General features: G+C 66.4%; 11 protein-coding genes. 5 read left to right on the forward strand and 6 right to left on the reverse strand.

What is annotated here, in order from left to right:
- Positions 1-131 precede the first annotated feature (131 nt).
- The gene (locus TA3x_RS08620; protein ID WP_435020248.1) at positions 132-2,195 is read left to right on the forward strand and encodes a prolyl oligopeptidase family serine peptidase; all 2,064 of its coding nucleotides are present in this window, start codon (positions 132-134) and stop codon (positions 2,193-2,195) included.
- A gap of 10 nt (positions 2,196-2,205) precedes the next feature.
- Positions 2,206-2,982 carry a 4'-phosphopantetheinyl transferase family protein gene (locus tag TA3x_RS08625; protein WP_435020250.1) on the forward strand — a complete coding sequence of 259 codons (777 nt, stop codon included), beginning with the start codon at positions 2,206-2,208 and terminating at the stop codon, positions 2,980-2,982.
- A gap of 86 nt (positions 2,983-3,068) precedes the next feature.
- Here TA3x_RS08625 and TA3x_RS08630 read toward each other — a convergent pair whose 3' ends face one another.
- The gene (locus TA3x_RS08630) at positions 3,069-4,061 is read right to left on the reverse strand and encodes a PEP-CTERM sorting domain-containing protein (RefSeq protein ID WP_435020252.1); all 993 of its coding nucleotides are present in this window, start codon (positions 4,059-4,061) and stop codon (positions 3,069-3,071) included.
- Positions 4,062-4,429: 368 nt separating this feature from the next.
- Positions 4,430-4,720: a response regulator transcription factor gene (locus TA3x_RS08635; RefSeq protein WP_435020254.1), complete on the reverse strand. Its 291-nt coding sequence runs from the start codon at positions 4,718-4,720 to the stop codon at positions 4,430-4,432.
- Between the two features lie 60 nt (positions 4,721-4,780).
- Between TA3x_RS08635 and TA3x_RS08640 the strand changes: the two genes are divergently transcribed.
- Entirely contained in the window at positions 4,781-5,323 is a 543-nt protein-coding gene (locus TA3x_RS08640; RefSeq protein ID WP_435020256.1) for a hypothetical protein, read from the forward strand.
- Positions 5,324-5,380: 57 nt separating this feature from the next.
- On the opposite strand, the gene TA3x_RS08645 is transcribed toward TA3x_RS08640, so the two are convergent.
- From TA3x_RS08645 to TA3x_RS08655, 3 genes are all read right to left on the reverse strand, one after another.
- Positions 5,381-5,770: a hypothetical protein gene (locus tag TA3x_RS08645; protein WP_435020258.1), complete on the reverse strand. Its 390-nt coding sequence runs from the start codon at positions 5,768-5,770 to the stop codon at positions 5,381-5,383.
- A gap of 94 nt (positions 5,771-5,864) precedes the next feature.
- Positions 5,865-7,193: an SGNH/GDSL hydrolase family protein gene (locus TA3x_RS08650; protein ID WP_435020260.1), complete on the reverse strand. Its 1,329-nt coding sequence runs from the start codon at positions 7,191-7,193 to the stop codon at positions 5,865-5,867.
- 483 nt (positions 7,194-7,676) lie between these two features.
- Complete coding sequence (locus TA3x_RS08655) at positions 7,677-9,215, reverse strand: hypothetical protein (protein WP_435020262.1); 1,539 nt, start codon at positions 9,213-9,215, stop codon at positions 7,677-7,679.
- A 326-nt stretch (positions 9,216-9,541) separates the two neighbouring features.
- Here TA3x_RS08655 and TA3x_RS08660 point away from each other — a divergent pair, with 326 nt between their 5' ends.
- Together TA3x_RS08660 and TA3x_RS08665 are read left to right on the forward strand one after the other, a co-directional pair.
- Entirely contained in the window at positions 9,542-9,916 is a 375-nt protein-coding gene (locus tag TA3x_RS08660; protein WP_435020263.1) for a hypothetical protein, read from the forward strand.
- 78 nt (positions 9,917-9,994) lie between these two features.
- Positions 9,995-11,260 carry a serine hydrolase domain-containing protein gene (locus tag TA3x_RS08665; RefSeq protein WP_435020265.1) on the forward strand — a complete coding sequence of 422 codons (1,266 nt, stop codon included), beginning with the start codon at positions 9,995-9,997 and terminating at the stop codon, positions 11,258-11,260.
- A 171-nt stretch (positions 11,261-11,431) separates the two neighbouring features.
- Here the strand turns inward: TA3x_RS08665 and TA3x_RS08670 are convergent, their stop codons facing one another.
- Positions 11,432-12,325 (reverse strand): response regulator, encoded by an 894-nt coding sequence (locus TA3x_RS08670; protein WP_435020267.1) that lies wholly within the window; start codon positions 12,323-12,325, stop codon positions 11,432-11,434.
- Positions 12,326-12,388 lie beyond the last annotated feature (63 nt).

The raw sequence follows: 12,388 nt of genomic DNA on the forward strand, positions 1-12,388 counted from the left end.
GGCTTGCAAAGAGCTTTTGACACCCCCCGGCCGTTGGCTTAGCATTCGGCTCGGGCCAGGCTTGCGCGTCGAGGGCCGCGGGTCGGGTCCGGATCTCTCCTCCAACCAGTCCTGCACCAGGGTCGATCTCCATGCGATCTCGCCTCATCGGCTTGGGTTTGTTCGGGATCATGTCGGTGGCGATGGCCGACGGGCCGGCGGATAACCGGCCGGAGTCGGTCCGGCGGATCCCGGAGATGGGGGTCGAGGTGTCGGCCGAGGATCGGGCCGAACTGGAGAAGGGGCTGGCCGCGCTGGGGGAGGCGATCGGCAAGCTAGAGGCGAAGAAGGACGCGAAGGTCGACGCGCTCTTGCCCGACGTCCGGATCTATCACCGGGCGGTGCGGGATGCGCTGGCGTATCGCGAGTTCTTCGCCGCCGCCCCGGCCAAGAACGCATCAAAAAAGGCGGCCGACCCCAACCGCAGCCCGGACATCGCCAAGGCCAAGGCGTTGCTGGCGGACGGGCAGGTTCGTGCGAACCAACTCCTCGGCGGGTCGGCCCCGTGGACCACGCAAACCGGGCCGGTGGTGCGGGGGTACACGTCGAAGCTCGACGGCTCGGCGCAGCCGTATGGGCTGGTCGTGCCCGAGACGTATGCGACGCCGGGGGCCTCGCGGCACCGGCTCGACGTCTGGTTCCACGGCCGGGGGGAGAAGCTGAGCGAGGTCAACTTCATCGACGAAAGGGCCCACCGCGTCGGCGAGTTCGCCCCGGCCGATGCCTTCGTGCTCCATCCCTACGGGCGGTTCTGCAACCCCAACCGGTTCGCCGGGGAGGTCGACGCGCTGGAGGCGCTGGAGGCCGCCAGGGCGAGCTATCGGATCGATCCGGATCGGATCGCGGTCCGGGGGTTCTCGATGGGCGGGGCGTCGTGCTGGACCTTCGCCACCCACTATTCGGACCGCTGGTTCGCCGCCAACCCCGGCGCCGGGTTCTCGGAGACGGCGAAGTTCCTCAACGTCTTCCAGAAGGAGACGCTGACGCCGACCTGGTACGAGCAGAAGCTGTGGCACCTGTATGACGCCACCGACTACGCCCGCAACCTGCTCCACTGCCCGACGGTGGCCTACAGCGGCGAGAACGACCGCCAGAAGCAGGCCGCCGACCTGATGGAAGAAGCCCTCCGCGCCGAGAAGATCGACCTCGTCCACGTCATCGGACCCGGCACCGAGCACAAGTACCACCCCGACTCCAAGCGCGAGGTCGAACGCCGGCTGGCCGGCCTCGCCGAGGTCGGCCGCCAGAGGATGCCGGCCTCCGTCGACCTCACCACCTACACGCTCAAGTACAACCGGATGCACTGGGTGACCGTCGACGCCCTCCAGGAACACTGGGCCAAGGCCACCGTCCGGGCCCGGATCGCGGGGGAGGCCCGCGTCGAGGTCGCCACCGGCAACGTCACCGCCCTCACCCTGGACATGGCCCCCGGCCTCTGCCCGTTCGACCTGACCGCCTCGCCGGAAGTGAAGATCGACGGCACCGCCGTCGCCGCGCCCCGGGCCAAGTCCGACCGCTCGTGGCACGTCGAGTTGGTCAAGGAAAACGGCACCTGGAAGGCGGCCCGGCCGGCCCCCGGGCTCCGCAAGAGGCACGACCTCCAGGGGCCGATCGACGACGCCTTCATGGACTCGTTCCTGGTCGTCCGGCCCTCCGGCAAGGCCAAATCCTCGCAGGTCGACGCCTGGGCCAAGGCCGAGGCCGACCACGCCGTCGAGCACTGGCGCCGGCAGTTCCGGGGCGACGCCCGGGTCAAGAAGGATGCCGAGGTGACGGACGCCGACATCGCGGCCCACAACCTGATCCTGTTCGGCGACCCGAGCAGCAACGCCGTGCTCCGGAAGATCGCCGACAAGTTGCCGATCCGCTGGGTCGGCGACCAGGTGGTCGCGGGCGACCAAAAATTCCCGGCCGGGGACCACGCCCCGATCCTGATCTATCCCAACCCGCTCAACCCGGGCCGGTACGTCGTGCTGAACAGCGGGTTCACCTACCGCGAATATGATTACCTGAACAACGCCCGGCAGACCCCCAAGCTGCCCGACTGGGCGATCGTCGACGTCCGGACCCCGCCCGACTCGCGCGGGCCGGGCAAGGTCGTGGCGGCCGACTTCTTCGGCGAGTCCTGGGAACTCCGCCCGCCCCACCGGGATTGACCCACCGACCATGTGGCCGACGCCGATCCCCCGATTCACGCTCGAACCCGACGAGGTCCACGTCTGGACCGCCTCGCGCGAGGCCCCGGACGACCGCGTCGCCGCGTTCCGCGCCCTGCTCAGCGATGCGGAGATCCGCCGCGCCGACCGGTTCGCCTTCGAGCGTGACCGCCGGCAGTTCGCCACCGGGCGGGGGCTGTTGCGGACCCTGCTGGGGGCCTACCTGGGCCTCGACCCCCGCGAACTCCGGTTCGAGGCCAACGCCCACGGCAAGCCGGAGCTGATCCCGGAGCAGGGCGGGGGCCTCCGGTTCAACCTGGCCCACTCCGGAACCTGGGTCCTGTACGCCCTGGCCCGCGACCGCGCCATCGGGGTGGACATCGAGAAGGTCCGCCCCGACTTCGGCGGCGACGCCATCGCCGGCCGGTTCTTCGCCCCCGGCGAGGTCGAGGCCCTCCGGTCGCTCCCCCCGGATCGGCAGACCCTCGCCTTCTTCCACGGCTGGGCCCGCAAGGAAGCGTACATCAAGGCCAAGGGCAAGGGCCTGGCCCTGCCGCTCGACACCTTCGAGGTCGCCATCGACCCCGACGCCCCCGCCTCGCTGCTGGCCACCCACGCCGACCCGCCCGAGGCCGCCACCTGGTCCCTGGTCGAACTGCCCACCGAGCCCGGCTTCGTCGCCGCCGCCTGCGTCGAGGGCCATGCCTGGCGGCTCCGCCGGGGCCGGTGGGGCCCGGATGGAGGCGAGCCCTCGCTTGCCCCATCCGATCCCATCCGCACTCTTTGATATCCCGGTCCGGTTCGCGGCGGTTCCAAGGCTTGCCGCACCGCCCGACGGGAGTCAGGGCCGGCAAAACCCGGTCGTTCCGTCCTTCAAATCCGACGGCGAGCCCGGGCCGACCGGGCCGCACCCCCGGCCACGACCACCGCGCCGAGCCCCATCATGACCAGCGACGACGGTTCGGGCACGGCCGCTGACTGGGCGAACACCACGACCCGATCGTTGGCGTTGTCGGTGACGTAGACGTTGCCCGCGCCATCCAGCGTGATGTCGCCCGCGGCGTCGATAAACCCCCGGCCGAACGTCTCGATCAGCCTGCCGAGGGCGTCGTATACGACGACCTGATCTTCCCCCGAGTCGGTTGCACCGACGACGAAGGACCGTCCGAAGGCATCGACCGCGATACCGCGCGGGTACATCGCGTCAGAAGACGTGAAGAAGGATCGCACGAAGGACCCGCCGGCGTTGAACACGGAGACCCGACCATCCGCGATATGATCGAGGACGAAGACATTCCCTGCGCCGTCCACCGTGACACCGAACGGTTGCCTCAGCTCGCCATCACCCGCATTGAAGCCGCCGGGCGTGCCGATGGTCCGGAGGAACGCCCCGGAGGAACTGAACACCGACACCGGCGACGAACCATAGTAGTTGGAGACGTAGACATTGCCCGCGCCGTCCAGCGCAACCCCGAACGGATAATTGAGTCGCCCGATGCCCGAATCGCCGAATGACCGGAGGAGGTTGCCGGCGGCGTCGAAGACCGAGATCCGGTAATCGACCGAGTCCGCAACGAAGACGTTCCCCGAACCGTCCACGGCCAGACCGATCGGAGAAGAGAGTTTCCCTTCGCCGATGTCCCTGACAAGATTGCCGGCGGCGTCGAAGACCGAGACTCGGCCCATACCTCGATCGGCGACGAAGACGTTCCCTGCGCCATCGACCGCGACGCCAAAGGGCACGACTTCGAGTTGCCCCCCTCCATTGGGATTTGTGCCGAACTGGCGCGAATAGGAATAGGCGGAGTGGGCCGGGCTGGCGGCCAGGAGGCTCAGGCCGGCGACGACCCCGGCAAGTCCGATCATTCGACGTTTCATGACGCTCCGCTCGATCCTGGGTAGTTGGGGTTTCCTACGGCCCCCGGCGGATTCGTTCGCCGCGACGACCCGGCCCGGACCGCCTCGTTGGCAGGGATTCCGGGCCGACCCAAGCGAACAAACGTCCTGGGAGGCGTGTCGGTTGGCGGCGACGCACCTCCAACCGGGTGTCCGGCGCGACGCCCGGCCCGAGACGATCGGCCGAGCGACCGGTCCCACCGGATGGTGACAAGCATGGCGATCACGCATGAGCGGAGGCCACTCCTAGTCCTGGGGAGTCCCCCCCATCCGGCTTCAACCCGGACCCAACCCATCACCGGAGATCCGGGCGGTGGCGCGTCGGACTCCAACTCGCCCTAATCCCTGGGGTCGGCCAGCGACGACTTCCAACCCCGGCGGATCCAGCGGGCCAGCAGTTCCACCCGGCCCCGCGTCCCGAAATGGCGGTAGATCAGCTTGGTGTACTGGTTCACGGTCAGGACGCTCAGGCCCAATCGCAGGGCGATCTGCTTGTCGCTGTCCCCTTCCAGCACGAACCGCAGGACCTCGCGGACCCGGGGCGACAACTCGCCGGGCGACGGCTCGTCGAACCGGGCCAGCGGCCCGCCCACCAGAGGAGTGACGACCTGCTGCGTGAGACCGACCACCGCTCGATCACGGGCGGAGAAGTCGCGATGCCGTTGGGTGCGTAAAACAATAATCCCTGCATGTTCATCATTCTTCGGGTCGCCAAGCGGATGGTAGCAGTAGAGGCGATGGTCGATCCGAAACCGATCGCGCACCCACCCGTTCTCCGGCACATGTTTCCACAACGAGGAGTCGACGAAATCCGTTCGCGCCAGGCACAGGCCCGCGGCATCCTGGGTCAACTCATGATAGCGCCGCTGAAGGGGCCAGTTCGCAGGATCTTGGAGGAACGCTATCTCTTCCGGCGACAGATTGATTGGCGACTGGCATCCGTCCTCCCACCAGAAAACGATCCCGAGATCTTTGAGATCCAGGCTCCGACAGCCGCTCATCTCGCCGATCAGCCCGTACTGGATATCCACCAGCCGCGCCAATCCTCGGGCCAGATGCATTCGCCAGGCCTGCTGGTCGTCACCCAGGTCACGGCATTCCCCGACCAGACGCACGACCGCCATCCGATCGACGGCGCGGATCGAACTCGATTTGGACATGACGATCGCCTGAGCTCCACCCGCGATTGCCTCAACTCGACTTCCCGAAATATTCAGGGCATAAGTCGTTAGTTATGACCGGCACATCCTGGATGTAGGGCCTGGAAGACGCACCCCTCGACGCGCGTACTAATTAAATAAAACATCATCGCCCGAGGCAAGTTTGGGCTGTTGACGACCCACAAACACTCCGGACGAAACAACCGTCGAATCAGCACAACAATTTATCTGCGTTTCACCATCTCGATTCGATTCGCCAGGATTATTGAGGGTCAGGTTTTGCTTTGGATTCCGATGGCATCCGCCCCAGGGCCCTGAAACCTCCGGCCATCCCACGACGATTCCGAACGAGTATCCCGGCGCCAAAGACCACGTCATGGCCCGCGGCAACGAACCAAGGAATGAAGTCCGCCCCTGAGAAATCCGGCCACCCACGCCGACCCGCCCGAGGCCGCCGCCTGGTCGCTGGTCGAACTGCCCACCGGGCCCGGCTTCGTCGCCGCCTGCGTCGAGGGCCATGCCTGGCGGCTCCGCCGGGGCCGCCGGGGCGCGGACGGCGGCGAGCCCACCCCGACCACATCCGATCCCGTCCGAATATCTTGACTTCAATACTTCAAGACATCGAAGCGACGACCGTCTGGTTGTAGGTATCGAGCAGGTGTTTGGCGATGGCCTGCTGCCCCTTGAAGTTGGGATGGAACGCCCCGATCGAGCTCGACTCGTACCTCAACGACTCGCCGAAGCTCCGGACCCACGAGTCCGTCGAAGCATACCCATGCGTGCGGAACTCGTCCCCGTAATCGACGGCCGTCCAGCCATGGGCGGCGGCCGCCGTCTCGATCGATCGATTCAACGGTTGGAGCATGGCCCGGTCGGCGAACTCGACGTTCTCCTTGCTGATCGCGCTCACGCCCATGAGCCGGATCGGCGCATACTGCCCCTTCTGATTCCCGGTGATGTCGGGATACTCCGTGATCAGGACCTTGCCGGGGTTGAGGCCGTCGATGGCCCGGTCGAGGGCGGCGTACTTCTGCGGGAGGTCGGCCAGGTCGGCATTCACGGAGTTCCGGATCTCGCCCTGGCTCATATTCCCCAGGAGCGAGTTCGATGCCAGCTCCTTCAGGCGGGTCGAGAAGCCGATGTCGTTCCCGCCGATCGAGACGGTCAATGCGTCGATCGATCGCGAGCCGATGAGCTGGCGGACCTGATCGATCTGCCCGGGCAGGGTATAGTCCGCATCGACATTGCTCAGCATCGATCCCAACAGCCCCTTGTCGATCCTCGCCCCGGAGTTGGCGACCGAGACGAACGTGACCGACTGGTGCGGGTCGCTCTGCTCGAGCGCCAGGGCGAACTGCGCCGGCGCCGACAAGGTCGAGCGGTGCCCCTTGGCATTCTGGAGCTTCATGGCCGGGTCGGGCGAATACGCCCACTGGGCCGACTTGACGAAGTACACGCCGTTGCTGACCGGATTCCCTTCCCCGGACGCGTACGAATCGCCGATCGAGACGATCAACACGTCATCGACCACGATGTCCTCGCTCGCTACGACCGGGGCCCTGGCACCCCTGACCCCTCCCACCGACAGGTGGACGGTGTAGGAGCCTTCGGGCAGGGTGACGCCCGTTTTCTTGCCCTGGACGGTGGAGATCACATTCCCCGACTCGCTGACCGTCCAGGTGAAGGTCGACGCAGGCCGTAGGCCCGGCGTCTTCGATGCGTCGAGGAGCACCTGGAATCCGCCCGCCGGGCTGACGTAAGCCGGGGTATTGGGGAGGGCGAACGCGTTGCCCCGGCCCCGTTCGACGGCGACCCGCGGCGCCATCTCCCATGAGATCACCGCCGCGCTGAGGAGCGTACGCGTGTCGAGGGTCTCGACGGCCACGGCGCAGCGACGCTTCGGTGCCCGAGGGGAGTTCGACCGTTCCAGGGCTCGCAGCATCTGGGCATTCTCGATGGGACAGGGGGCAAGGCGAAGAATCCGGACCGGTCGAGTTCTCGATTTGCGAAGTCGAGACTGCGGCCAAGCCCAGCGGAAAATCCGCGTGTCATGATTCTTCGGATTGAGCCGACCCTGACGATGAGTCAATCTGGGATGATCGCCAGAATCCGCGACCAGCTCGGCAGCACCAGGGCGATGGACGACCCGCTCCGCGTCACAGAGCGAGCCCACCAGTTCCTGATGAACCGTGGGATCAAGCGAAGGTCCTCCATCGGAATTTTGGCCGCGGCCATCGAGTCTTCTAGCCGGACGGTGCCTGATGGAATACCAAGAACAAAGTCTGACCCCTGGGACCCGGAGACCCCTGGGACCCGCGCCCGGACTCCCATCCATCGGGAGAAAGTTCGGGCGCGGCCCCGCATCGATCGCGGTCCGCCCCGGCCACGGCCTCATCGCGAGCGGCCGAGGGGGGGCGGCCCCGTGTCAATCTCGCTCCGGCGGCACCCCGCCATAGCCCCAGGGCTTCCCGACGAAGGGGGGGTGGAGGGCCCTCGCAGGGGCATCGCCAGGCTTGAGGCTCCGGGCTAGTTCGATCCCCACGTCACGCATCTGGTTGCCGGCGGTGATCTCCAGGTTGCTGTAGCTCGTCAGCCGGGTCTCGTAGCCTCCGCCGTCGGCCCCGAACGACTTCTCGGTCGGCACGTAGCCGACGCAGCCGTTGGCCAGGGAGACAGGGAAGGTGAACGGGAAGCCGCTCCCCGCCTTGATCTCCAGCCCATATTCGCAGAAGTACTCGGCCGGGTCGGAGACGAACACCGCCGGGCCGACCTGGATGGCCTGGACCTCGACCTCGACGTCGGGCTCCTTCTTCAGGAGCGCGTCCAGCATGAGGGTCTCCTTGGCGAAGGTCCAGTCGGTCGCGTCGACCTTGGAGCGATCTCCCTGGACGATCGCCAGGCTCTGGGCAACCTTCTCCGGGCGGGGGACACGCCGCCGGATCGGCCACGTCTTCGAGCGGGCGGCGATCGGGGCGAGCGTGCCCGGCTCCATGGTCAGGAGGACCTTGAGGGCCTCGGCGCCGACCTTGCCGCCCACGATCTGGGCCCAGCGATCGCCGGTAGGGTTCACGTAGGGGCTGAGGTTATCCACCTGGGTGACGTCGCCCGAGGCGCCGGCCACGAAGACGACGACGCAATCCTTGCCGTAGTACCCCTGGATGACCTTCTCCAGGTAATACGGATAATTGGCCGAGATGCCGCCGGGGCTGGTGGTGGCGTGGCAGGAGAAATTGACGATGCAGCCGAGCAGCTTGCCCGGGTCCTTGGCGTCCCACGCTCCGATCACGCCGACCTCCGGGTCCACGGGCCCGGCCGGCTCGACGATGTCGGGGTTGCCCTGGCCGGGGTGGGTGTAGGTCAGGCCGTTCTTCATGCGGAAGCGGCGGTTGAAGGCGACGGTCTCCTCGCGCCCCTTGCCGACGCCGGCCCTGGCCTCCGTGCGGCGGTCGTGGGCCTCGACGATGGCGGCGATCAGGGCCTCCTCCACCCGGGCCAGATACCTGGGGTCGACGCAGGTCGACTGCTCGTAGGCGATCCGCTTCACCAAGTCGGAGGCGTGGTCGAACTCGCCCGGCATGATCCAGACGATGGGGCCCGACGAGTGCGAGTGGGACGCGACGATTTGGATCGCGTCGGGAGGGATGCCGGTCTTCTCAGCGACCGCCCGCCGCACCTTCTGCACGGTCTCGCGGCGGATGCCCAGGGCATCGATCCCGATGATCGCCACCTTGGACCGGCCGTCGTCGAAGACCGACGCGCGGACCTTGCAGGGGTCGTGGACCTCCCGGTGATACACCTTGCCATACCCGCCGGGCGCCTCCATCCCCACCTCCGGCGTGATGTCCTTCTCGGCGAAGCCGGCCTTGAAGGCGGGGGCGGCCGGCTTGCCCTCCTCGGCGAGGCCGCCGGAGGTTGAACCCAGAAGGAGCAGGGCGGCGACGCGGGCGATGCGGTGTCGAACCATCGAGGATCCTCCGTTTCGATTCCAACGCGGGCGGGATGGCGGGCGGGCCCGATCGGCCGATCGATGATCGGGCCGCCCGGGATTTTCTTTGTAACAGATCGCACCCCGAAGTGTTGTATTCTCGGACGACCTTCCGAAGTCGAGCCCCGGGTCGTCGCGGTGGATGGAGGCGAAGCTGGCACGACCGAGCCGTCCGAGTCGCTCCGATGACCAACTCGACACCTGGGTAGCGGCGACCGCGCATCGGGCGCTGGCCTATGCCTCGACCCTGATACGCGACCCCGCCGAGGCCGAGGATATCGTCCACGACTGCTACCCCCCGCCTGATGGCCAGGTCGGGCAATGACGACCTGCCGAACGATGGGACCGAGCTGCTGTTCCGGGCGATCGCGCACGCCTGCATCAATCAAACCCGGCGTCGCCCGCCGGTCGTGGGCCTGGACCCGACCCTGGCCGACAGTTCGGAGGCCGGCCCCGAGCAGCGGGCCATCTGCGGGGAGACGGAAGCCGCCATCGCCGCGGCCCTGGCCGAACTCCCGGTGACCGAACGGGCGATCGTCGAGTGGAGCAGTGATGGAGGCTGGGTCTGGACCCAGCAACGGGTGAGGGCGCGTTCGCCCGCGGATCCCCTAAAGCGTCGGCATATTCTGACCAATGTTGAGTTTCAGCAACAGGTATCTCCGGGGTCCGCGCGGCGATAATCTGGGCAGGCCGCGTCGGGATGCCGGGCCGTCCGTGCCGCCCCGTCCCGGCGCCGGAAACACCCTTGAGCCCCCCTCATGAACGGATTTGCCACGCAAGGACGCCCCCGGCGTGCCCCCCGGTTCGCGCCGGACCTCGATGCCCTGGAGGCCCGGCGCCTGATGGCCGCCACGCCGGCCCAGGTGGCGGCGATGGCCGTCGCCACGCCCGTGGAGACGCCCGGCCAGAACGACATCGGCGACACCACCGGCGGGGGCAAGCCCCTGGCCCCGGTGGTCCCGATCGCGGCACGGACCAAGGCGCGGCTGACGCCCCGGGTCGTGCGTGAGTTGAACGCCGAGATCGACCGGTACGTCGCCGAGAACAACCTGCCCAGCGTGGCGGTGGGGATCTGGGTCCCCGGCTCGGGCCGGTTCCTCGCCACCCGGGGGACGACCAGCCTCGAATCGTCGCGCGAGCGGACCGTGGCCGACCCATTCCGGATCGCCAGCATCACCAAGACGTTCACCGCGACGGCCGTGCTCCAGCTTGCCGACCGGGGCAAGCTCCGCACGTCGGACCCGCTCTCGACGTGGTTCCCCAACTTCCCGAACGCCCGCAACATCACCGTGGACGACCTCCTGCGGATGCGCAGCGGGCTGGCCGACGGGTTCGACGAGGCGTTCCTCCAAGAGTATTACGCCAATCCCCGGATCCGGGTCCCGGTCTCCCAGATCCTCGCCCGCACCGCCGCGAAGGCCGACCGCTTCAAGCCGCCCGGCGAGGCGACGGTCTACAACAACACCAACTACATCCTCCTGCAGGAGATCGTCGAAAAGGTCTCCGGCCGGACCCTGGGCCAGCAGATCCAACGGACGATCCTCCGCCCGCTCGGCCTGCGCGACACCCTCTACCCGACCACCGACCAGTTGCGCAGCCCGCTCCGGGGCTACAGCCTCGACCCGGCCACGGGCCGGTACATCGACCGGACCGTGCTCAACCCCGCCATCGCCGGCGGCGCCGGGGCGATGATCTCGACCCTGGGCGACCTCAAGACCTCCGCCCGGGCGCTGGCCACCGGCACCCTGCTGAAGCGGAACACCCAGCAGGTCCGCCTCGATGGCGCCCCGATCTCCGGCGCCCCATCGTTCGTGAAGTACGGCCAGGGGATCGAGGAGCTGGGCCGGTTCGTGGGCCACAACGGCACCATCTTCGGGTTCAGCTCCGAGATGTACGACCTGCCCGCCCTCAAGGCCACGATCGTCATCAACGTCAACCGCCTCGACGCCGACGACCAGAGCCAGTCCACGCCCCTGTTCGTGGCCCTGTCCAAGATCGCGTTCCCCGAATACGTGAATTGGTGATCGCCTGCCGCCGCCGGGGAAGGACCACAGGCGTCGGTCCATCCCCCGGCTCGGCGATCCCGCTCAGCGATGTCGGCTGAGCCTGGACCCGGCAACGGGAAAGGCGGCGACGCATGGTGTGGCTCTGAGTTCCGCCACGCAGAAGAAAGCTGGGTCTAGACCCAGCCTACATCACTGTCCATCGCCCAATTCGATCGTCGCACCTGTCCCGCCCGGACCAGTGGCGGTCAATCGCAGCAACCTCCACCAAGGAATCACAGGAATGACGATCGCCGCAATCATTCCACCCAGACCATAGACGAAATCGATCCGTCCCGTCTGGATACCGAAGCCGAATGAGACTGCGGCAAGGACCGCAATGACCACCGAGGCGTATTCGGCAAACTTCGAGGGACGCATTCCCGTGACCTGGTCAACCCTCGCTCGAAGCTCGGAGACTTCTTTCAAGGCCCGACTCAGTTTCACGTCATTTCCAGCCCGGAGCGAATTCTCCTGCTCAAGTTCGTTGCATCTAACACGCAATTCGATCAGTTCTTGAGTCTGCTTTTCCAATCGTTCAGCAGCATACTTCAGACTGTAGTTTTCGCTCCACAAGGCACTATTTTTCATAGACAACTTTTCAATTTCAGCCGCAAAATTCTCCACGACAGGCGAGTTGATTACCCTCGTCAGCAAACTGTCTTCTGACATGAGGTGACGTTCAATGGCATGATAAACGTCAAGCACGATGATAGGTTTGAAAATGTATTCGCAGGCGCCCAATCGTACGCATTGGACGATCTCAGCCGGTGACTTTGCTTCTCCAGTTACGATGATGACCCGGGTGGCAATCTTACGCTCCCGTAAAGCCTGCAAAACTTCAAACCCGTTGAAAATTGGCATTTGAATGTCGAGGAGAATTATATCGGGGGTGTCCTCCTCGGCGGCCTTGATTGCTTGGGCGCCATCCAATGCGATTCGGATATCGTAATCATTGTTGTATGACTTAAGCATTCGCTTAAGCGACCTGTTCGACTCTGTCATGTCGTCAGCCAGCAAAATTTTGTGCTTCACGGCTTCGGGCACTGGACAACTCCGATGCAATCTGCGTTAAGGATCGTTCCTGGAGGTGTCCACTTCACCTTCCGG

Origin of the sequence: Tundrisphaera macrotermitis (genome assembly GCF_051175315.1) — a bacterium.
In the GTDB taxonomy this organism is placed as follows: Bacteria; Planctomycetota; Planctomycetia; order Isosphaerales; family Isosphaeraceae; genus Tundrisphaera.

Bases quoted from the DNA above. Each gene is read 5' to 3' on its own strand.
- TA3x_RS08630 (WP_435020252.1), bottom strand. From the start codon at position 4,061: ATGATCGGACTTGCCGGGGTCGTCGCCGGCCTGAGCCTCCTGGCCGCC.
- TA3x_RS08660 (WP_435020263.1), top strand. From the start codon at position 9,542: ATGGCCAGGTCGGGCAATGACGACCTGCCGAACGATGGGACCGAGCTG.
- TA3x_RS08620 (WP_435020248.1), top strand. From the start codon at position 132: ATGCGATCTCGCCTCATCGGCTTGGGTTTGTTCGGGATCATGTCGGTG.
- TA3x_RS08625 (WP_435020250.1), top strand. From the start codon at position 2,206: ATGTGGCCGACGCCGATCCCCCGATTCACGCTCGAACCCGACGAGGTC.
- TA3x_RS08640 (WP_435020256.1), top strand. From the start codon at position 4,781: ATGTTCATCATTCTTCGGGTCGCCAAGCGGATGGTAGCAGTAGAGGCG.
- TA3x_RS08665 (WP_435020265.1), top strand. From the start codon at position 9,995: ATGAACGGATTTGCCACGCAAGGACGCCCCCGGCGTGCCCCCCGGTTC.
- TA3x_RS08645 (WP_435020258.1), bottom strand. From the start codon at position 5,770: ATGGCCCTCGACGCAGGCGGCGACGAAGCCGGGCCCGGTGGGCAGTTC.
- TA3x_RS08650 (WP_435020260.1), bottom strand. From the start codon at position 7,193: ATGCTGCGAGCCCTGGAACGGTCGAACTCCCCTCGGGCACCGAAGCGT.
- TA3x_RS08655 (WP_435020262.1), bottom strand. From the start codon at position 9,215: ATGGTTCGACACCGCATCGCCCGCGTCGCCGCCCTGCTCCTTCTGGGT.